27 protein-coding genes are annotated in these 19059 nt (G+C 59.3%); 26 read left to right on the forward strand and 1 reads right to left on the reverse strand.

Translation table 11 applies throughout. From position 1 onward, the window contains the following. Nucleotides 1–4 precede the first annotated feature (4 nt). From SANT_RS08715 to SANT_RS24055, 26 genes are all read left to right on the forward strand, one after another. Complete coding sequence (locus tag SANT_RS08715; RefSeq protein ID WP_025421910.1) at nucleotides 5–265, forward strand: EscE/YscE/SsaE family type III secretion system needle protein co-chaperone; 261 nt, start codon at nucleotides 5–7, stop codon at nucleotides 263–265. Between the two features lie 39 nt (nucleotides 266–304). After that, nucleotides 305–610: a hypothetical protein gene (locus SANT_RS08720; protein ID WP_025421911.1), complete on the forward strand. Its 306-nt coding sequence runs from the start codon at nucleotides 305–307 to the stop codon at nucleotides 608–610. Beyond that, nucleotides 607–1185: a hypothetical protein gene (locus tag SANT_RS22905; RefSeq protein WP_081730439.1), complete on the forward strand. Its 579-nt coding sequence runs from the start codon at nucleotides 607–609 to the stop codon at nucleotides 1183–1185. The genes SANT_RS08720 and SANT_RS22905 overlap by 4 nt, the downstream gene beginning before the upstream one ends. After that, a complete protein-coding gene (sscA, locus tag SANT_RS08730; protein ID WP_025421913.1) occupies nucleotides 1166–1672 on the forward strand; it encodes a CesD/SycD/LcrH family type III secretion system chaperone SscA in 507 nt (168 codons plus the stop codon). Before SANT_RS22905 ends, sscA begins: the two co-directional genes overlap by 20 nt. Continuing rightward, complete coding sequence (gene sctE / locus SANT_RS08735; protein WP_081730440.1) at nucleotides 1650–2714, forward strand: type III secretion system translocon subunit SctE; 1065 nt, start codon at nucleotides 1650–1652, stop codon at nucleotides 2712–2714. Before sscA ends, sctE begins: the two co-directional genes overlap by 23 nt. Nucleotides 2715–2723: 9 nt before the next feature. Continuing rightward, nucleotides 2724–3419, forward strand: coding sequence for a hypothetical protein (locus SANT_RS22910; RefSeq protein WP_025421915.1), 696 nt, complete (start codon nucleotides 2724–2726; stop codon nucleotides 3417–3419). Between the two features lie 6 nt (nucleotides 3420–3425). Beyond that, nucleotides 3426–3848, forward strand: coding sequence for a hypothetical protein (locus tag SANT_RS08745; protein ID WP_025421916.1), 423 nt, complete (start codon nucleotides 3426–3428; stop codon nucleotides 3846–3848). An 87-nt stretch (nucleotides 3849–3935) separates the two neighbouring features. After that, nucleotides 3936–4379: a SycD/LcrH family type III secretion system chaperone gene (locus tag SANT_RS08750; RefSeq protein ID WP_237234666.1), complete on the forward strand. Its 444-nt coding sequence runs from the start codon at nucleotides 3936–3938 to the stop codon at nucleotides 4377–4379. A 366-nt stretch (nucleotides 4380–4745) separates the two neighbouring features. Beyond that, nucleotides 4746–4961, forward strand: a complete 216-nt coding sequence (gene sctF, locus SANT_RS08755; RefSeq protein ID WP_025245132.1) for a type III secretion system needle filament subunit SctF — start codon at nucleotides 4746–4748, stop codon at nucleotides 4959–4961. Nucleotides 4962–4963: 2 nt separating this feature from the next. Next, a complete protein-coding gene (locus SANT_RS08760; RefSeq protein ID WP_237234667.1) occupies nucleotides 4964–5227 on the forward strand; it encodes an EscG/YscG/SsaH family type III secretion system needle protein co-chaperone in 264 nt (87 codons plus the stop codon). Continuing rightward, the gene (sctI, locus tag SANT_RS08765; RefSeq protein ID WP_025421919.1) at nucleotides 5224–5478 is read left to right on the forward strand and encodes a type III secretion system inner rod subunit SctI; all 255 of its coding nucleotides are present in this window, start codon (nucleotides 5224–5226) and stop codon (nucleotides 5476–5478) included. Before SANT_RS08760 ends, sctI begins: the two co-directional genes overlap by 4 nt. Next, entirely contained in the window at nucleotides 5475–6200 is a 726-nt protein-coding gene (gene ssaJ / locus SANT_RS08770) for an EscJ/YscJ/HrcJ family type III secretion inner membrane ring protein SsaJ (protein ID WP_025421920.1), read from the forward strand. Before sctI ends, ssaJ begins: the two co-directional genes overlap by 4 nt. Beyond that, nucleotides 6179–6781 (forward strand): type III secretion system domain-containing protein, encoded by a 603-nt coding sequence (locus tag SANT_RS08775; protein WP_237234668.1) that lies wholly within the window; start codon nucleotides 6179–6181, stop codon nucleotides 6779–6781. The genes ssaJ and SANT_RS08775 overlap by 22 nt, the downstream gene beginning before the upstream one ends. Further along, complete coding sequence (locus SANT_RS08780; protein WP_025421922.1) at nucleotides 6763–7536, forward strand: hypothetical protein; 774 nt, start codon at nucleotides 6763–6765, stop codon at nucleotides 7534–7536. Before SANT_RS08775 ends, SANT_RS08780 begins: the two co-directional genes overlap by 19 nt. Beyond that, complete coding sequence (locus SANT_RS08785; protein ID WP_025421923.1) at nucleotides 7430–8416, forward strand: SepL/TyeA/HrpJ family type III secretion system protein; 987 nt, start codon at nucleotides 7430–7432, stop codon at nucleotides 8414–8416. Before SANT_RS08780 ends, SANT_RS08785 begins: the two co-directional genes overlap by 107 nt. Nucleotides 8417–8477: 61 nt before the next feature. Continuing rightward, complete coding sequence (locus tag SANT_RS08790; RefSeq protein ID WP_025421924.1) at nucleotides 8478–8846, forward strand: type III secretion system apparatus protein; 369 nt, start codon at nucleotides 8478–8480, stop codon at nucleotides 8844–8846. Then, the gene (locus SANT_RS08795) at nucleotides 8831–10888 is read left to right on the forward strand and encodes an EscV/YscV/HrcV family type III secretion system export apparatus protein (protein WP_025421925.1); all 2058 of its coding nucleotides are present in this window, start codon (nucleotides 8831–8833) and stop codon (nucleotides 10886–10888) included. Before SANT_RS08790 ends, SANT_RS08795 begins: the two co-directional genes overlap by 16 nt. Continuing rightward, nucleotides 10875–12203, forward strand: coding sequence for an EscN/YscN/HrcN family type III secretion system ATPase (locus SANT_RS08800; protein ID WP_081730441.1), 1329 nt, complete (start codon nucleotides 10875–10877; stop codon nucleotides 12201–12203). Before SANT_RS08795 ends, SANT_RS08800 begins: the two co-directional genes overlap by 14 nt. After that, nucleotides 12200–12577 carry a hypothetical protein gene (locus SANT_RS08805; protein ID WP_025421927.1) on the forward strand — a complete coding sequence of 126 codons (378 nt, stop codon included), beginning with the start codon at nucleotides 12200–12202 and terminating at the stop codon, nucleotides 12575–12577. The genes SANT_RS08800 and SANT_RS08805 overlap by 4 nt, the downstream gene beginning before the upstream one ends. Beyond that, entirely contained in the window at nucleotides 12558–12935 is a 378-nt protein-coding gene (locus SANT_RS08810) for a hypothetical protein (protein WP_025421928.1), read from the forward strand. The genes SANT_RS08805 and SANT_RS08810 overlap by 20 nt, the downstream gene beginning before the upstream one ends. Beyond that, entirely contained in the window at nucleotides 12916–13956 is a 1041-nt protein-coding gene (locus SANT_RS08815; protein ID WP_148296259.1) for a YscQ/HrcQ family type III secretion apparatus protein, read from the forward strand. Before SANT_RS08810 ends, SANT_RS08815 begins: the two co-directional genes overlap by 20 nt. Nucleotides 13957–14013: 57 nt before the next feature. Beyond that, on the forward strand, nucleotides 14014–14661 hold the full coding sequence (gene sctR, locus SANT_RS08820) for a type III secretion system export apparatus subunit SctR (protein WP_025421930.1): 648 nt from the start codon (nucleotides 14014–14016) through the stop codon (nucleotides 14659–14661). Beyond that, a complete protein-coding gene (locus SANT_RS08825) occupies nucleotides 14658–14927 on the forward strand; it encodes an EscS/YscS/HrcS family type III secretion system export apparatus protein (RefSeq protein WP_025245118.1) in 270 nt (89 codons plus the stop codon). The genes sctR and SANT_RS08825 overlap by 4 nt, the downstream gene beginning before the upstream one ends. Continuing rightward, nucleotides 14924–15694: an EscT/YscT/HrcT family type III secretion system export apparatus protein gene (locus SANT_RS08830; RefSeq protein WP_025421931.1), complete on the forward strand. Its 771-nt coding sequence runs from the start codon at nucleotides 14924–14926 to the stop codon at nucleotides 15692–15694. Before SANT_RS08825 ends, SANT_RS08830 begins: the two co-directional genes overlap by 4 nt. Continuing rightward, nucleotides 15687–16751, forward strand: coding sequence for an EscU/YscU/HrcU family type III secretion system export apparatus switch protein (locus SANT_RS08835; RefSeq protein ID WP_025421932.1), 1065 nt, complete (start codon nucleotides 15687–15689; stop codon nucleotides 16749–16751). Before SANT_RS08830 ends, SANT_RS08835 begins: the two co-directional genes overlap by 8 nt. 177 nt (nucleotides 16752–16928) lie before the next feature. Then, nucleotides 16929–17564, forward strand: coding sequence for a hypothetical protein (locus SANT_RS24055; protein ID WP_025421933.1), 636 nt, complete (start codon nucleotides 16929–16931; stop codon nucleotides 17562–17564). Between the two features lie 1041 nt (nucleotides 17565–18605). Here SANT_RS24055 and SANT_RS08845 read toward each other — a convergent pair. Beyond that, complete coding sequence (locus tag SANT_RS08845) at nucleotides 18606–19031, reverse strand: VOC family protein (RefSeq protein ID WP_025421934.1); 426 nt, start codon at nucleotides 19029–19031, stop codon at nucleotides 18606–18608. Between the last annotated feature and the right edge of the window lie 28 nt (nucleotides 19032–19059).

Raw genomic sequence — 19059 nt, forward strand, 5'->3', positions numbered from 1 at the left:
TGCTGTGCCCACTTTGACCCTTATCGAAGACGGTTTACGCGATTCACCTGTCCAGGCCGAGCAGTGGCAACGCCAGCTTCGCGCCATCCAGCGTCGCCTGCGGCAGGCGATGATCTCGCCGGTGCGCCCGGCGCAATATCAGCAATTCACCGTATTGCTGGAAGCGGCGCTACAGGCTGAAGATATTCTCAACGGCATTTACTTTCGTTATCACAATGCCCCATTGGGCTGTCGTGACATGACGACGCTAAATATCAAGTCATAACGCCACAACGATGATGTCTAACGGGAAGGGGACGACAGCATGCAAAAAAACAGCGAAGCGTTGAAGATGCAGCTCGATCGGGAATATCGCCGGTTGCAAAAATGTTTTCACGATTTTAATTACCTAAAACAATCCCTGGCCATGCTGGATAGCACCGCGGGCAGGGATCCGGATGCCGCGCGCAGAACCGCCCGTCTGGAAAGTTTTTTCCCGGAGGGGCTCACGCAACTCGAGCGCGAGGCGGCCCGAGATATGAAAGAGCTGGAAAAGAAGTTCAAACAGCTCGTCACGCGCGTAAAACACGAACAGGCCAATATTAACGATACCCTGGGGGTCTCGCTATGAGCGGAACGCCAATTCCAAACGCGATGTCGAACACGTTGAATGTGACGTTACCCGCAGACAAGGCGTCAGCCAATGCCGCAGCGGTTATCGATCGTTATGAAGTGAACCCCTTTTCCACGGCCTGTAACACCCTGTTAGGCATCTCGCGGTTGATGGAAGAAGTATTAAGTGATCAATATAACGCGATGCAGCAAGCAGCCAACCGCGCCCATGCCACCAAAGACATGTCCAACAGGATGGACAAAGCGATCGCGGATGTCTCTAAAAAGGATGAAACGGGAACCGAACCCTTGCCGGATGGCGTCTACGACTACATGTTGGCGAATGGCATCTTGGTAGAGGGCAAAACCATCGCCGAGTATATGGGCAAGAACCCCAAAAAACGGCTGAATAAAGGAGAGCTGTCGTCCATTCGAGCCAGTCTCGATAACTCATTTAACGGCGATACCGACCTGTTGAAACAAAAGCAAATTTTGTTGGATAAATATTCCAATACCTACAACGCCATGCTTGAGGGCGCCAAATCCTGCATGGACAAGTGGGGGCGGCTGTTGAATGACATTATCCGGGGATAAGGCGCAACCGGATGATTGGCAGGATGTTCAAGCGGTAGGGGATTTTCTCCGTCAGGGCGGTTCGGTCTATATGCTGTTAGACAGGCAGGTTGAGACCTCTTTGCAGACGCTGTTTGACTATGCCAAACAATTAGCCGCCGCCGGCGATCAGGCCGGCGCGGCCAGGATATTCAAATTGCTGACTTTTTATGATGGTTGGTCGTTTGAATACTGGTTCCACTTGGGAAAATGTTGTCAAGCCCAAAGAGCATGGATCGACGCTATTTATGCCTATGGTCGCGCGGCGCAAATTAAGGTGGCCGCGCCTGAAGCGCCCTGTGCGGCGGGCGAATGCTATTTTGCCAGCGGCAATAAGACGTATGCCCGCAAAGCGTTTCGCGCGGCGCTGCTGATTTGCGGCGAGCTTAAGCACCATCAGGCCATACGACAGCGGGCGCGGACGGGCTTGGCCGCAACGGGAGGCGATGATGAGTCACTATCCGATTAACATGATGCAGGGGATCGCCGCCGAGCCGCGCGCCAACCTGGTCGAAATAGGCAATACGGGGGGGACCGCCGCCGCCGGGGCGCTCGGGTTGAAGGTGGTCAATACCGCCTGGCCTGCCCCGGCAGAGAGGGGGGAATCTTCGGCCGGGGCGAGCTATACCGGCATCGTCACCGCGTCACAAGCGCAATCCGCGCTGGACGATTTGTTTGATGCCTTGCCATCCGCTCCGCCAGCGCGTCCCACGTTGGGCCAATTTCTCACCTTGGATGTGGCGACGCTGTCGCTCATGGCCAATGGCCTCATGCAGACTATCTGTAATAAAAACGCCGACAGTATTTGCCAGCAAATCCAGCGCGCGAGTGAGGTACAGGATGTATTGCGCGCTCGCCAGCTCAAGGATTATCAGGCGCAAATCAATAAAACCGCCGAGCAAGCGGAAAAAGTGCGCAAAGCGGGCATTATCAGCGCGGTGTGCGACTGGATAGTCAGCGGCATACAATTGGTGATGGGGACGCTCAGAGTCATGGCGGGCGATGTGGTGGGAGGCATGGCTACCATCATGAATGGCGTGGCTGGCGTCATCAAGGCGAGCGCCGAAACCGCGCTGCTCTGTGGCGCGGACAAAGAGACGTGCGCAAAGGTTATCCTCATCGCGACGCTATTGCAGACCGTTTTTGGTGCGATGTCCATGATGGGCAGCATGGCAAGCGCGGGGAATATTAAGGACGCCGGGCAAGCCGTTAGAGGATCCAAATTCTTTACATATCTCAGAATCGCGAATAATGGCGTCGAAGGCGCGAACCAGACGCAACAGAGCGTGACCTCAATGGCCCTTGCGGATCTGCAAAAGCAAATTGAGGAATTAATGGCCAACCAGTCATTCACTGACGGTGTACAACAATGGATTGAAGCGCGCAAGACAACGCAGTATCAGCAATTACAGGACACCTTCCAGGACAGTATGCAATCCCGCAAGAGCGCATTGCACACTATTAACAATTATGGTTCGGCGCTGGCGCACGTCGTCGGCGGCCGCGCCTAAGGAGAGATTATGGATAGCCGCTATCAGACAAACAGTCCACTTCCTTTACAGCCCGCCGACGTTTTGGTCCCACAGAGCGACCCGGCGCTCAATTCTGCGGCCGCCACGGATGTCTTTACCCGCGTGCCCGTGAAAGGGAATCCTTATGGCGACCTGATGAGGTATGACGAGATCTGGGCAAAGATGATGATGATGTGCAAAAAGTTACGCAACATGATGAATGAATATAATGCGCAACGGCAGGCACAGGCGTGGACGCTGGATGTTAACGCGCTGGTTAAAACACGCGACGGCATCGAAAAGGCGTTCCAGGCCGCGGTGATAAGTTCGGCGGGGGGGGTGGCCGGCGGTGTATGTAGTATGGGGGGAACGGCTACGGGTTTCCGGGCCGTAAAAAACCTCAAACAGAATCCGGGGGAAAATCTGCATTCCAACAGCACCGACGCCTTCAATCTACACCAAGGTCTTGGTCGTGATTCGGGGCAATTCATCAACAGCGGCTGCGCGGCGGGCGCCAGCGGCATGACCAAAGAGGCGGATACGGCCAAAGCGGAAGCCGAATTGTTGCATAAAAGCGCGCACGCCTATGACAAAACCCAGGATGAGCTGCAGGCGCAGGCTAAAGATATCATGCGGCAAATGCTGGAAATGGGCCAGAGGTACGTGGAACAGTACAGTCAGGCGTTACAGCACCTAGTGAGGTAACCGGCTATGGAAGAGCTCGCACGGCAGTTGCTGAGCGAAGGATTACGTTCGCGGCCGGCTTACCTGGAGGGCAGCGCCTTGCTCATCGGTCATCAGCTGGAGTTGCCCCCCTATCAGGTCACCTACCGGGTGGAGGGGGAGGTGCTTATCCTCTGCGCCCTACAGCGTGAACGCGACGCCCGCAGCCGGCCTCAGCAGCTGTTCCGCCTGATGGCGGTGTTGCGCCGCGTTTTCCAAGCGCTGCGCTGGCTGGTCAGCGTTAGGATGCTGGTGATCGCTGATGTCTTTGACTCGGCGTTGGCACGTAAACGCCAGCAGTTGGTGCAGGTGCTGCTATCGCTGGGCGCGGAGAGGATCCGTTATCATGGCGATCTCTGGTTGGAGCTCCCCGCTTCCCGCTTGCTCAGCCGCCGCGCCGGTCTTCACTGACCGGCGCCGCGTTTGTTATACCCTGCCTTGCCGTTAAGCGAGACGCGCCGTCTCGCCGAGGTAATCTGACCGCGTGGTCTGGAGGTGATGATGATTTCCACCCGGGATGACGATGCCGGCCAATGCGATCCCTGCGCCGCCATTGACACAGCCATAACCAGCGAGCTTGAGCAGCGCTATACCGGCGGGCATCAGGCACTCCACAGCGGGTGCTACGACCGCGCACTCATTGATTTCAGCTGGCTGGTGATGTCGCAGCCGTGGAGCTGGCGCGCGCATGTTGCGCTGGCAGGCACGCTCATGAAGACGAAAGAGTATCAAGGGGCGATGAATTTTTACGGTTATGCATTGATGCTTGATGGCGACCACCCGGAACCGATGTATCAAATGGCCGTGTGTTTACAGGCCATGGGGCGGCTTGCGGATGCCCGTATGGCGCTGCAAAACGCCATCAGTATGAGTGAGGCTAGGCCGCGTTACAGTGCAATACGCGCCAACGCCTATCGCCTGCTTAATCAGCTGTTGGTGTGAACTCCGGCGCGCGGCCTGCTCAGGCCGTTGGCGACAGGCGCGCCGCCCTTGACCTGTCCGTTGCGGCGACACCCCCCGAGCTGCCGGTTATCTCTGCGTTGTCGCGACAGCTTCGCGCCGCCGCTAACTTGCGCATTGGCGTAATCGGATCGCGCCGCCGTTGGCTACAGCGTTGTCGCGGGATCAGTAGGCTTCTAGGCCATCGGAGAGGCCCGTGACGCTGACCTATCCTGCCCTGAATTCAGGTTTACACCGGATGCAGCCTGCAGCGCAGTGCGCGGATAATCCCTTTATTGCCGCTGCCCGGCGCGACGCGCATTACCCAAATTACGGCAGTGGCCAAGACGCAAGACACCGGAGGTGCCCATGGATGTGTCACAACTCATCAATACGCTTTCCCTTCTGGCGCATAAGGCGGGAAATGACGTCGAAGATAAAATGACGGCGGATAAGCTTACCGACCCTGCCTCCTTGCTGCGAGCGCAGTTCGCGGTGCAGCAATATTCAACCTTTATCAACTATTCCAGCGCGATACTCAAGACCATGAAAGATATGGTCGGCGGCATTATCGCTAAGATATGACGATGCTCGCGGATGCCGATCGCCGATTGCTGGTGGAGCTTGCGTGCGCGGGCGTGAATCACGGTTACCGGCAGCAGGTCCGCGCCATGTTGCCCGCTTTGCCTTTTCTGGTGCCCGATGAATCGCTGCGGGCAGCATGCCATGCTTTCTTGTTGTTCGGCGTGGATGACATCGCCGCCGCCCGGGCGCGCCTGGCGCGGGCGACGGGGCCGGAGGTCGAGACGCTAAAGGCCATTTTGCAGTATCACCACGGGAGTCACGGATGAAAATCGAAAACGCCTACCACATCGCCCCGCCGACCAACGGCCTGACGGCCGCGCCGGCCGAGGCTTCAGTGGATGCCGCCGCGGCATTCAGTCAATTGCTCTACGGCGTGGCGCCGACAGGGGCCCTGTCGCCGCACGATATGCTGGTGCGACAGGCAGCGATCTTTGGGGTGACGTCGAGTATCGATCTTGGCGCCAAAATAGCCGGTTCGATGGCGCAATCCATTAATAAACTGGTGAATATGGCATGAAAAGCGGGCGCTGCCTGGCCGTTGCCGCCACGGTACTGTTGCTCGCAGGTTGCCGTATCGAGCTCTATAGTGGCCTGCCGGAGGAGGACGCCAATCAGATGCTGGCGATTTTAATGCAGCACCATATCGATGCGGATAAGCAGCGGGGCGAGGGCGGGATAACGCTGCGGGTCGAACAGGCGCAATTCATCAATGCCGTCGAGCTTTTGCGGTTAAATGGTTTCCCACACCGCAAATACACCACCGCTGAAATGATGTTCCCGCCAAATCAATTGGTGGTGTCGCCCAGCGAAGAGCAGCAGAAGATCCTTTACCTGAAAGAGCAGCGCATTGAGGGCATGCTCAGCCAGATGGAGGGGGTAGTGCAGGCGGATGTCGCTATCGCCTCACGCTCGGCCGGCGATGAGGAGGTCGGCGCCCCCGTATCGGTGGCGGTGTTCATCAAATATTCGCCGCAGGTCAATATGGAGACATTTCGTATGCAGATAAGGAATCTGGTCGAGAAAGCCATTCCCGGTCTGCAATATGATCACATCAGCATACTGATGCAGCCAGCGTCTTACCGTATGGCGGCGTCAGCGCCGAGCGTGCACCAGGATCCGCAGGGGAGGGCCATCCACTGGCTTATTCAGCATTACCGTCTGCTCATGATACCGCTGGCGCTGACGCTTATCGCGATGATTTATCTGGCGGCGGGGAAATGGCGGGACCGGCGGCGCTAACGCCCCCGGACCCGCTGTTGCTACAGCTGTATCGCTATAGCTGGCAACCCGCGCGCTATGCTCATCCCGCCTGGCTGGCCGCCCTCGGTTTCCGGCCGCGGCCTGACTGGCGTTATGGACAGCGGCCGCCGCTGGATGAAGGGTTGAATCAGGCGTTGCGGCGACGGCGGGGCACGCCTCCCCTCGGCCAGGCGCTGACGCCGCGTGCGCGGCGACTGGCCCGCTTGGCACCGATGATGACGGCAGCGGCGCTGGGTCTTGGGCTACTGGTGCTGGAATGCAGCGATTACTTGCTGTTACCCGCTTACCGTCAGGTGATAGGACAATGGCTATCGGAAGAGGCCGTCTGGCAGCTGTTTGGGCTGTGTGGCGGCAAACGTGGCGTGGTATGGGCGCCGGACCAACTGGCCGAGCGCGCTATATCGCTGGGCGCTGCCGTCCTTGCCAGGCTGGCGGTCAATGAGCCGGTGCTTTATATCCTGATGATTTTGCTGCCGCCGCCCGAGCGGGCATTGTGGCCCAAGGTGCCCGGCAGCGCGCTCATTGTATTGGAGCAGGTGTTATGTCCGCCCGAGGATTAACCATTATCGAATTGGCCGGGCCTGCGCCAGACGGCCCGGTGATCCCTGCCGACTGGTTTACTACCCGCCTGACGCGGGATCAGACGCTTAAACAGGCGGAACGCCAGGCCGAGTTGATACTCGGCGCCGCGCGCCGTAAAGCCACGGCCCTTTTGCGGCAGAGCGCAAGACACCAGCGACGGGCGCGACGCGAGCTTCTTGCCGAGCGCGCCCGCCTGGAGCAGGCCCTGTTGCGGCGCGGTGAGCGGCAATGGCTGAAGCGGCATGTCGGTCGGGTGCTGGACGAGGCAGAACAAGAACGTCTGCTGATTCGGCATGCGGCCGAGCGCATCCAGAAATGCATGGCGCAGGTGCTCAGCGCCTGGTATGAACAGCAGCCTGCGGATGAGCCGCTGTGCGCCCGGCTGGCCCGGCAGGTGGAAAAGCTGGCCGGCGAGGGAACATTGACCCTGCGGGTCCACCCCGCGCTGGTGCCGCGGATGCGTGCCGAGTGGGGCGAGCGCTTAACCATCGTCGCCGCGCCCCATTATGCCCGTGCTGAAGCGCGGCTGGCATCGGCACACTGCGCGGTGGACATTTCGCTGGATCGTCATTTTGCGCAGTTGCTGGACTGGCTGCGGGGCGTTACGGCGTCATCAGGAGAACCCGATGAAAGCGAGCGAAGGAATATTGCCGCCGGCTTCGTTACAGGATGCGCACGCCCGGCAGGTGCCGGAGGAGCGGAAGATGGCCCTGCAGGAGATGGCGCTGCTTGAGCTTGAACAGACGTCAAGCAACGCCCTCTGTGAAACGCTGGAAGAGATGGGCATGGCTATGGCGGGCAGAGTGCTTGGCCGTAAAGACCTGGGACCGGCCGGCCGGCAAGCGCGCAAGCAGCAGGCGCTCATTAAGCTGGTGCAAAGCGGCGGGGAGCAGGGCGCCGGCGTGGCCCGCATCCTGGCGCTGGCGCCGCAGGACCGCCAGGCGCTGGAAATAGCGCGGCAAATCGTCGCCCTGTCTTCGCGGCTGGCGCAAGATACGCTGAGTCAGCGTCGAAAACAGGACCTTAGCGCCAAACTGGCTGCATTGATGGCACAGCAGGGTTGGGAAACGACGCTGTTTGCCATGATGGAAATGGGGGAGGTCGATCCGGCCTCGCTGCGACCGATCACGCGCCTGATGCAACAGGCGTTGGATGAGCCGGAAGTGTCGCTGATGGAATGGTTCAAGCGTATCGCCGGCTGGCGCGAGCGGCGTCAGCGGTTGCGCGTGCTGCTGCGGGTCATGGCGTTTGAACTCTCCGCCTGCCTGCCGGGGCAGCAACAGCAGCGGCTTGCGGTCGTGCTGCAGCGTCTGCGCCGGCTGTTGCTGTTCCTGGGACTTGAGAATGAGTGCCGGCGTATCGAAGGGCTATGCCGGCTGCCGACGGGCACCCTGTTGCCGCTGACCATTGAGATCGTCGGCGAAAGCTGGTTATTTGCCGACTGGCTCAATGCGCGTCTGGCGACCCTTAAGCCCCCCGGCGCGTTGCGCAACCGCCTTATCCACCACCTGGCCACCCTTTACACGCTGCTGCCTGACGGCTGTTTTATGGATGATGACCAGCGCGAGCAAATCATCGGCGTTTTGCGGCAGCTGGCGGCAAATCAGGTGTAGCCCCGATACCCGTTGCCCGCGCCATTTGGGACGCTGTCGCCATTCATTGCCGGGAGACGTCATGGAATGGGATTTGGTTACTGAACGGAATTTACAACAATTTATCCGGCTGGCGGATCTGGGCGACTGCCCGGTGTCGAACGCTATGTGCTGGCGCCATGCGCGCGGCGAAACCTATTTGCACTACCGCGGCGGCCGTATCCACCTCGGCCAATATCTACCGCGCGTCACCTCAGCCGCCGACGCCTTGCGCCAGGGTTTACAGCGCTGGACGCCGGCCCTGTTCGCCGGCGTGCCTCAGCGCCTGTACGCTCTGGGCGCGGGGCTGGCCATCAGTTGTTCGCCGCCAGCGCACAGCGCGGCGGAGCTCTGGCTGCGGCTACATCAGCGCCAGCAAACCTTTCTGGAGGCGCTATGTCGGGGAGCGTAACCGACGGGCTGAAACAAAACCGCTGGCTGGCCGCCTGCCGCGGGCGGCAGGACATCATTCTGGCGCTGATGCTGCTCATCGCGATTGTGATGATCGTTCTGCCGCTGCCCACCTTCATGGTGGATATTCTTATCGCGATCAATATCACTTTCTCGGTGATTTTGCTGTTGATCGCTATCTACATTAACGATCCGCTCGATCTGTCGGTGTTTCCTTCGCTACTGCTGATTACCACGCTTTACCGTTTATCCCTGACGATAAGCACCACCCGGCTGGTGCTGTTGCAGCATAACGCGGGCAGCATCGTCGAGGCGTTCGGCCGCTTTGTGGTGGGCGGCAATTTAACGGTCGGGCTGGTTATTTTTTTCATCATTACCATTGTGCAGTTCATTGTCATTACCAAGGGTACCGAACGCGTGGCGGAAGTGAGCGCGCGTTTTTCCCTTGACGGCATGCCCGGCAAACAGATGAGTATCGACGGTGATTTACGCGCCGGGGTTATCGATGCGGTCCAGGCGCGCCAGCTGCGCCAACAGGTGCAGCAGGAGAGCCGTTTCCTGGGCGCAATGGACGGTGCGATGAAGTTTGTCAAAGGGGACGCCATCGCCGGCATCATCGTGGTGCTGGTCAATATTATCGGCGGCATCATCATCGGCATCGTGCAGCACGGTATGGCGATGGGCGAGGCGTTGCAGACCTACAGCGTGCTGTCAATCGGCGATGGCCTCTGCGGGCAAATCCCCTCGTTGCTTATCTCGCTAAGCGCCGGGATTATTGTTACGCGGGTCCCCGGCGAAAAGCGCCAGAATCTGGCCGGCGAAGTCTCTATGCAACTGGGTAAACAGCCGCAGGCGCTGATGCTTACCGCGGTGATCCTAGTGCTGTTCGCGCTGATCCCGGGTTTCCCTTTTATCGATTTCTTTATGCTGGCGCTGCTGTCGGCGCTGCCTTGCCTACTTATCTGGCAACGTCGTCGCCGTGAGTCGGGCGCGGGGCCTGCCGCGCAGAAGGCGAGTGCGGGGGACGTCATGCGGCCGGGGGCCTGTCCGCTGATGTTGCGGATTGCGCCCTCTCTCAATACCCCCTCGCTGACGCAGGAAATCGACGCGCTACGCTGGTCGCTGTTTGAAAACTACGGCGTCCCGCTACCGGAAATCACCATTGTGCTGGAGCCGGCGCAGCCGCGGGCGGCGATGACGCTGCTGCTGTATCAAGAGCCGGTGTTTAGCCAGGTTATGCCGGAGCCGCCGTTTTGCCTCGCGTTGGGTATTGCCGACGATCTGGGCGGTGAGACGGTCGCGTTGCCGGACGGTATGGGGCAGATAACCTGGCTGCCGGCCGAGATGGCGGCGCTGGCGCGCGAACGCGGGCTCAGGGTCGCCGCGCAAGAGGGCTGCCTGTCCGCGCTGTTGCGTCGGGTGCTGGTCCGCTATATGGCGGAATTTATCGGCGTGCAGGAAGCGCGCTATCTAATGGACGCCATGGAGGCCCATTACGCCGAGCTGGTCAAAGAGCTGCAGCGCCAGTTGCCTATCAGCAAAATTACCGAAACGCTGCAACGTCTGGTGGCGGAGGGAGTCTCCATTCGCGATTTACGCTTGATTTTCGGCACGCTGATTGAATGGGCGCCGCGGGAAAAAGACGTCCTGATGCTGACCGAATATGTGCGTATTGCCCTGCGGCGGCATCTTCTCCACCGGCTGAAGCCGCAGGGGGAGCCGCTACGGGTGGTGCGTATCGGCGAAGGCATTGAAAACCTGATCCGTGAATCCATACGGCAAACCGCCCTCGGCACCTATGCCGCGCTGAGCCCGGCGCAAAATCACCGTATTCTGACGCTGATAGCCGATGCGCTGGCGCCGCTGGGGGAGGTTTGCGTGGTGACCTCGGTGGACGCGCGCCGTTTCCTGCGCCGGATCATCGAGACGTTTCGACACGATATTCCGGTACTGTCCTGGCAGGAATTGGGGACGGAATGTGAGATACAGGTACTGGCGGCCCTTGATCTGAGCGCTGAGGAGTTGGTTGTTGACGACCTGTGACCCGCGCCTGGCGGCGGCGCTCAGGCAACGCTTGACCCCGAAGGGCGATCCCCCCGACGGCTATCGCTTAACCGGTACGCTACTGCAAATTGGCGCCACGCTGCTGCGCGCCCGCCTGCCGGGGGCGATGATGGGGGAAGTTTGCCGGCTGTTGCCCACGGGCGGGCAGGCGGAGGTGGTGGGTATCGAAGGGGATGATGTGTTGCTATCGCCTTACGGGGCAACGGACGGTCTGAGCTACGGCCAACCGGTGCAGCCGCTGCGCCGTCGCCAGCGCGCGCCGGTGGGCGGCGGCTTGCTCGGCCGGGTGATCGACGGCTTGGGCAAGGCGCTGGACGACGGGCCCGATCCCGAGGGACCCTGGCGGGAGCTGGATGCCTTGCCGCCGCCGCCGCTGTCGCGCCAGCGGATCGCCCGGCCGCTGCTGAGCGGTATTCGCGCCATCGATAGTCTGTTGACCTGCGGCGAGGGGCAACGCATCGGCATTTTCGCCGCCGCGGGCGGCGGTAAGAGCACGCTGTTATCGATGCTGAGCGCGTGCCCTGACTGCGACGTCACGGTCCTGGCGCTCATCGGCGAGCGCGGCCGGGAAGTGCGCGAGTTTCTTGAACAAACGCTGGACGCCGAAGCCAGGCGGCGCTGCATCACTATCGTTGCGACCTCGGACCGGCCGGCGCTGGAGCGCGTACGCGCGCTCTCGCTGGCCACGACCGTTGCCGAAGCGTTTCGCGACAGGGGAAAACGGGTGTTGCTGCTGGCCGACTCTCTGACGCGCTATGCGCGCGCCGGTCGGGAAATTGCGCTGGCCGCCGGCGAGTCCTGCGTGGGCAGCAGTTATCCGCCGGCGGTGTTTGCGGCGCTACCCCGGTTGCTGGAGCGTGCCGGCATGGGGACGGTTGGCAGCATCACCGCCTTCTATACCGTACTGGTGGAAGGGGACGACATCAATGAGCCACTGGCCGACGAGGTCCGCTCCCTGCTGGATGGGCATATTGTGTTATCCCGGCGCCTGGCGGAAGGCGGCCACTTCCCGGCGATCGATGTCTTGGGAAGCTTAAGCCGCATCATGCCGTCGATCGTCAGCGAGGCGCATCTATCGCTGGCGGCGGCGCTGCGTCAATTGCTGTCGGTTTACCGCGAGGTGGAGTTACTGGTGCGGGTCGGCGAGTACCAGCGCGGCGATGATCCGCTGGCGGATCAGGCGGTAGACGCTTATCCCGCCATCTGCGCTTTTTTACAACAACGGGAGACGGCGTCATGCGACCTCGATGCTCTGCAGCAGCAACTTATGCGGCTGACCGGAAAAAGGTGTTGAAAGAACTATTACGGCTGAAAGCACGGCGCGAGGCGCGGTTGCGGCGGTTGCTCGCGCAGGTTAGCCGCGATGAACGGCAAAACGAGGCCAACGCGCGCGAAGGCGATGCCCAACTGGCGCGGCTCGCCCGGACGCGGCATGCCATGCTGTCGTGGCGAGGGAGGGCGACGGTGGGCGACATGGGACGCCGGGCGCGGGAAATGCAAGGCGTGCTGCGGGGCGTATATGCATTGAACGAGGAACGCTGCCGCCAGCGGCAGACGCGCGCCCTGCTGGAGGAGCGACGTCGCGCATTGCAGCAGGCGCGGGTAACGATAATGAAACAGCAGGAAAAACTCACGCTGGTACTAACGGATGACGACTATCAAAACTGAGGGAAGCGCCTGGCATTGGCAGGCGGAGGATGGAACGCAGGGGGACAGCGCCGCGGGCGCGCACCCGGCGGCCTTTGCGCGCTTGATGGAGCGGGGCGCAAAGGCGGCGTGCGGCAACGCGCCGCCGCCGCTCACGGCGCGAGGGGCGAAAGCGCGCTATCGGCTGGTGGGTGGCCGCGCCGACGGTCTGATTTGCGACGTCAGCGACGGGCCGGACGGTCTGCAAATGTGCGTCATCGTGCCGGAGGCGGCCTTATTCCACCGTCTAAACGAGGTGGTGCCACGTCTGGCCGCCGTGCTTGGCGAAGCCGGTTACCGGGTCAGTCTGGAGGTCCGCCGTGCTGAGCCTGGCGCCTGAGGAGCAGCCGCTGGCCGAGAGGCTGATGCCCGGCGGCGGTACTGTAGGCGCTACGGCGCTGCGGCTGCAGCCGTGGCCGGCGCGCGCGGAGGGAGTCATCATCACTCTTGACGCCGATGGTGCACTCTGTGACCTGTGGCTACCGACGGCGGTATGGCAGGGCTGGTGTGAAACCGTGCTGGGCACGGCCGATTGGACGGCGATCGCCGAACCGCTGATGGCGTCGATTGTCGCCTGGGGCCTCTCGCCGTTGCTAACGGCGGCGGAACTGACGCTGTCGCCGTGGACGCCGCCCCGACCGTGCAGCGTCCTGGGTCGGCACCTGACCGCCACCTTTTCCTGGTGCGTCGAGCAGCAGGCCTTTCAAGGGGTGTTAATGGCATTGCCGGCGTGCGTATGGCGCAGGCTGGCCGCCGCAGTGACTCCCGCGACGCGGATTGCCGACGCATCGTTCCCGCTCAGGGCGGCGCTGAGTATCGGCGGGAGTGATCTGACGCTTAAAGAGCTGCGCCAGCTTGGGCCGGGCGCGGGAATACGACTACATACCGCGGGCTGCCCGCAGGCGGGGAAATATGCGTTAATCCTGCCCGGGGGCGCGGTATTACGCATTACCTGGAAAGGGGAAGAGACCATGGAAATAGACGCGCTAATGCAGGATATCGCGGTGCAGCTGGAGCAGGACGCAGCCCAGGATGCCCCGCCGGAGGGTGCGGATCCGGCGGCAGGCGATGACGGTGTAGCTCAGCCACTACCGCCCGCCGCCACGCTTCACCTTGATACGCTACCGCAGCGGGTGCGGGTAGACGTGGGACAGGTGACGCTGTCGGTGGGTGCGCTGCGCCAGCTTTCCGCCGGAGATGTCGTACCGGTCACCGGCCGGTTTTCGCCTTACGCCATCCTGCGTCTACAGGATAAGATCCTGGGCCAGGGGGAACTCATTCGCTGCGAAGGCGCTCTGCTGGTGCGCATCACCCGCTGGTATCTTACTGATGCCAAAGCGGATCAGGCCAATACCGGATAGTGGGGGGATGGGGCGGTGCGATAACGTCGGCAAGAAGCCCATCAACCGGATTACACTATGTCATTACCTGACTCGCCCTGGCAGTTGATCATTCTGCTGGTGGTCCTTTCCCTACTGCCGCTGGCGGTGGTGATGGGCACTTCATTTCTGAAACTGGCGGTGGTGTTATCAATTTTGCGCAATGCGCTGGGGATCCAACAGGTGCCACCCAACATGGCGCTGTACGGCCTGGCGCTTATCATGTCGCTGTTCATCATGGCCCCGACGGCCTTAGCGGTCAAAGCCCAATGGCATCCGGTCGCCGCGCCCGGCGACCCGCCATGGGCGAGCGGTTACGACGGCAAAGCGCTGGGCCCTTATCGCCAGTTTTTACGCCGCAATGCCGATGAGAAAGAAATTCGCTATTTCCACAACCTGATAGCCAAGACCTGGCCGGAAGAGGCGCGCCGGCAGGTCAGGCCGGACTCGCTGCTCATCCTGCTGCCGGCGTTTACCGTCAGCCAGCTCAGTCAGGCTTTTCGCATCGGCCTGCTGATTTATCTGCCGTTCCTCGCCATCGACCTACTGGTGTCCAATGTACTATTGGCGATGGGAATGATGATGGTCTCGCCGATGACGATTTCACTGCCGTTCAAGCTCTTGATTTTCCTGCTGGCGGGCGGTTGGGACTTGATTCTCTCGCAGCTGGTGCAGAGCTTTTCATGAACGACGCCGCCCTGACCCATTTGGTGACCCAACTGATGTGGATTGTGCTAATCACCTCTTTACCGGTGGTGCTGGTGGCGTCCGCCGTCGGTATTCTGGTCAGCCTGTTTCAGGCGTTAACGCAAATTCAGGATCAGACCCTGCAATTCATGATAAAGCTGCTGGCGGTGGCGATAACCCTTATGGCTAGTTATCCCTGGCTCGGCGGGATCTTGCTGGGCTATACGCGCCAGGTCTTGCTGCAAATCGGCGTGCGCGGCGGATGATTGCGCTAACCGACGGGGTAGTGACGGTGGCGTTCACGCTGATTCGTCCCCTTGGCCTGACATTGCTGTTCCCGCTGCTCAATACCCGCAGTCTCGGGACCGCTCTGATAAGAAATAGCGTGCTGCTGGCGCTGATGGTGCCCGTCCTGCCGCTGGTGCATGAGCAGGCGGCGCAGCTGCGCGGCTGGGGTTGGCTGCAACAACTGCCGGGGGAGCTGCTTATCGGCGTCATCCTCGGATTTTGCGCCGCCATTCCCTTCTGGGCGGTGGATATGGCGGGTTTTCTTATCGATACCTTGCGCGGCGCCACGATGGGATCCGTATATAATCCGGCTATGGCGATGCAGACCTCGCTGTTTGGCCTGTTATTCAGCCAATTTTTATGCGCGCTGTTCTTCCTTGGGGGCGGCATAAATCTGTTGCTCAGCGCGCTGTACGACTCCTATCGCGCCTTCCCGCCGGGCACCACGCTGGCGCTAGACCACAGGCTGTTTGATTTCATTCTGATGCAGTGGCAATTGCTCTATCGTCTGTGCCTGAGTTTTTCCCTGCCGGCGGTGCTCAGTATGATATTGGCGGATCTGGCGCTCGGCTTGATCAATCGCTCCGCACGGCAGTTGAATGTCTTTTTCTTATCGATGCCGATCAAAAGCGCGTTGGCGCTGTTACTCCTGCTGCTGTCTTTGCCTTATGCATTCCATCATTATCTGCGCGAGACGGAAACGCTTTACCCGTCCTTAAGCGCAGGGTGGTTGCGGCATGAGTGAAAAAACCGAGAAGCCGACCGAAAAGCGACGACGCGACGGCCGTAAAGAAGGGCAGGTGATAAAAAGCAATGAAATTACCTCGGGCGCTCAACTGGCGGTAATCCTCCTTTTCTGGCATCTGTTTGCCGAGGCGGTGCTGGAACGCGTCTCGGCGCTGATTATTCTGTCCATAAACCTGATTAATCGCCCTTTTATTTTTGCTTTGAACCAGCTAATGCATGTTGTACTGTCGTCGGCCGGATTGATGTTTGCGCTGTTCGGCGGTATGTTAGCGCTGGCCACCGTTGGCAGTGTGCTGCTGCAGGTTGGGGTCGTCCTGGCCAGCAAAGCCGTGGGCATCAAGGGGCGGCGTATAAATCCGGTCAGCAATTTAAAACAAATTTTTTCACTGCATAGCCTCATAGAATTGTGCAAATCAATGGGCAAAGTGGTGGCATTGACGCTGATTTTCGCCGGCTTGTTCTATTTTTATGCACCAACGTTTCAGGCGTTGCCGTTTTGCAATAGCCGCTGCGCATTGCCGCTGTTTTCCACCTTCATCCGCTGGATGTGGTTTGGCTTAATCGGCTTTTATATTGTTCTTGGCATACTCGATTATGCATTCCAGGCCCATAACACGCTGAAACAGCAAAGAATGAGCAAAGAAGAGGTGAAACAGGAATATAAAGACGCAGAAGGCGACCCCTACATGAAACGTCGCCGCTACGAAATGCAGCATGAAATTCAAAGCGGAAGTTTGGCGCATAATGTAAAACGCTCGGCGGTGGTGATACGTAATCCGACCCATATTGCGATATGCCTGGGATACCATCCCCAAGAGATGCCGGTGCCGCGCGTGCTGGATAAAGGTATGGCGGGACGTGCGGGCCAAATTGTTGACCTGGCGCAACGCGCCGCCGTGCCGGTTGTGGAGAATATCCCCCTCGCGCGGGCGCTTTTCCAGCATGTCGGTTGCGGCGACAGAATACCGGAAGCGTTGTTTGAACCGGTTGCGGCACTCTTGCGCATGGTGTTGGAAATTGACTATGAATGCGATGAAAAAACGGTAAAATCATGAGCTGAAATATGCCGTTGAATAAGGGAAACCGATTTCGCGTTGTCGGTCGGGGATTATCTTTTCAGGGTTGTCGTAGAAAGATTTCTGCCCAGCACGGTAGCTTGTATAAGACTCGAAAAATGATAGAGGGAACTGTCTATGAGGACTGCAGCACAGACATCATCAGGGAAGGTGAATATGGCTATTTCCGCCAGCCTGGCCGGAAGAATGATAGCCGGCGATCAAAGTGTGTATCACTTCAATTTATGGCGCAAAACGGTAGATTTCATCAGATATATTTTCACTGGACGTTCGTTACAGGAAGATTACGAAGTCTTATTTAATCTATTGAATATTAACCGGCCACGCATTTTGGATAGAATGCCGGTGAAGGATATTAAGGCCTTAAGACATGTGTTGGGCTTTATCCGCATGATTGACAATAGTCCGCCGGAGCTTAGAAGCCAATATGGCCTGCAGGGGCGGTTTTGCGATGGGCGCATCGCGGTGCGCCTTAGCTACGACGACACGATGATCAGAGAAGTGCTATTAACGGAGGAGGCTTTCGGTTTATTGAACAACGTCTTTACGGTCAACAAGCGGGGAGCGATGACCTGCGTTGAACGTGAGGACAACGCTCGCGCGGCTGGAATGCTGGAGGCGCGGTTTGTCGCCGCCTGTGAACAATGGCATACGACGAGCGCCGGCAAAAACGCACCGCCGGAAGGCCCATCCCGCGTAGAGATGATCCATTTGTCGCCATGGCGAGGCAGAAGGCCGGTTGTTCAAGGACTCAGAAGCATGCTGGAGGGCGTTAGCCAGCAGCGGTATTGACTCCCGCCCCTCCCGCTCTCTTATGCTCGCTGCGCGAAGGCGCGAAGGCGCGAAGGCGCGAAGGCGCGAAGGCGCGAAGGCGCGAAGGCGCGAAGGCGCGAAGGCGCGAAGGCGCGAAGGCGCGGCGGGCGCAGCATGGGGTGCGGGAGAGGGCAATCGGGCTCCAGGCCATGATGCCCGCCGCGGCGGATCTCCGCGGCACTGGCCGCGCGAGTAAAATACGGCGACCGGGAGATGCTCGGATAAATAGTGCATTCCGATTGCGACCGGTACAACTACAGTCTCGATTCTCATGCGAATCGTCTATTACTTCGAGTTAGTCAGATCCGCCCGTTTGCCAAAAATGAAATAAATGAAAACACCCAGTAGTAATATAATAATGCAAATTATCGCAATAATAAAACGCACGAGTTTCTTATAAGAATAGAGTAATTTAGTCACGAGTCGTTCCAGAAGGATTATTCTTTTTTATTACATGATCAATGGGATAGGAAGTCAATGGCAAAAGCGCGATTCGTCATGCCGGCCAATCCGTTCCTCTTCAAATGAAAAATTATGCACCTGTGACACTATTGTAAATGTCACCGGCGGTAAAAGTGCGGGGGAACTTTGTTTCTAATAAACAAGAAACAGCCGGCAGATTTAATCAACCTGTGGCCGGGATTTGTCGCGGTGAAAACATTCCCTGTTGCCAGCAAAGGAGCCGAGCGTAGCGATATAAAGCTTTGGCGGGCGGTATGGCAATTAGCGCACGTCACCGTCTCCTCGCTGTGGATGGGATAGGGGAGTGCAAAGAAATGCCGAGTAAGGGAGCATAACGCCAGTTATCGCCGCCTCCGCATACTGCGCTAGGCACAGCGTTACAGCCGGCGCTGTTTTTCGACAACGGTGTTTTTTGGTGGCGGGGAGGGCGTTATGCGCTACGCGGCGTCGATGATGTAGGGATAAAAGGGTCTTAACCCGTGCGACGACGATAGCGCATCGCCATCGTCGGTTAGCGCCCGTTGGCCGCGTTTGTCTTAGGTCAATCAGCCCGGCGGCTTATTTGGCAAACAGCTGGCTTCTGTCCTTAAAGGCTTTGAATTCCAGCGCATTGCCGCAAGGGTCGAGCAGAAACATGGTCGCTTGTTCACCGACCTGACCTTTAAACCGAACATAAGGTTCGATAACGAATTCCGTAGCGAAATCGCGCAGCCGCGCCGCCAGCGCTTCCCACTCTTCCCAAGATAAAACAATGCCAAAATGCGGCACGGGAACGTCATGGCCATCCACCGGATTGGTGCCCAGTGCCTGCTGTACCGGCGTTTTGGCCTGTTCATGGATCACTAACTGATGACCGTAAAAATCGAAGTCCACCCACTGATCGCTGGAGCGGCCTTCCGCCAAGCCGAATATATCCCGGTAAAAGCGGCGCGCGGCGGGCAGATCGTCAACCGGAATGGCTAAATGAAACGGGCTCAGGGCCATGGGTACTCTCCTGTTAAAGCCGGAAATC

The sequence above is a fragment of the Sodalis praecaptivus genome (assembly GCF_000517425.1).
GTDB classification, from domain to species: Bacteria; Pseudomonadota; Gammaproteobacteria; order Enterobacterales; family Enterobacteriaceae; genus Sodalis_A; species Sodalis_A praecaptivus.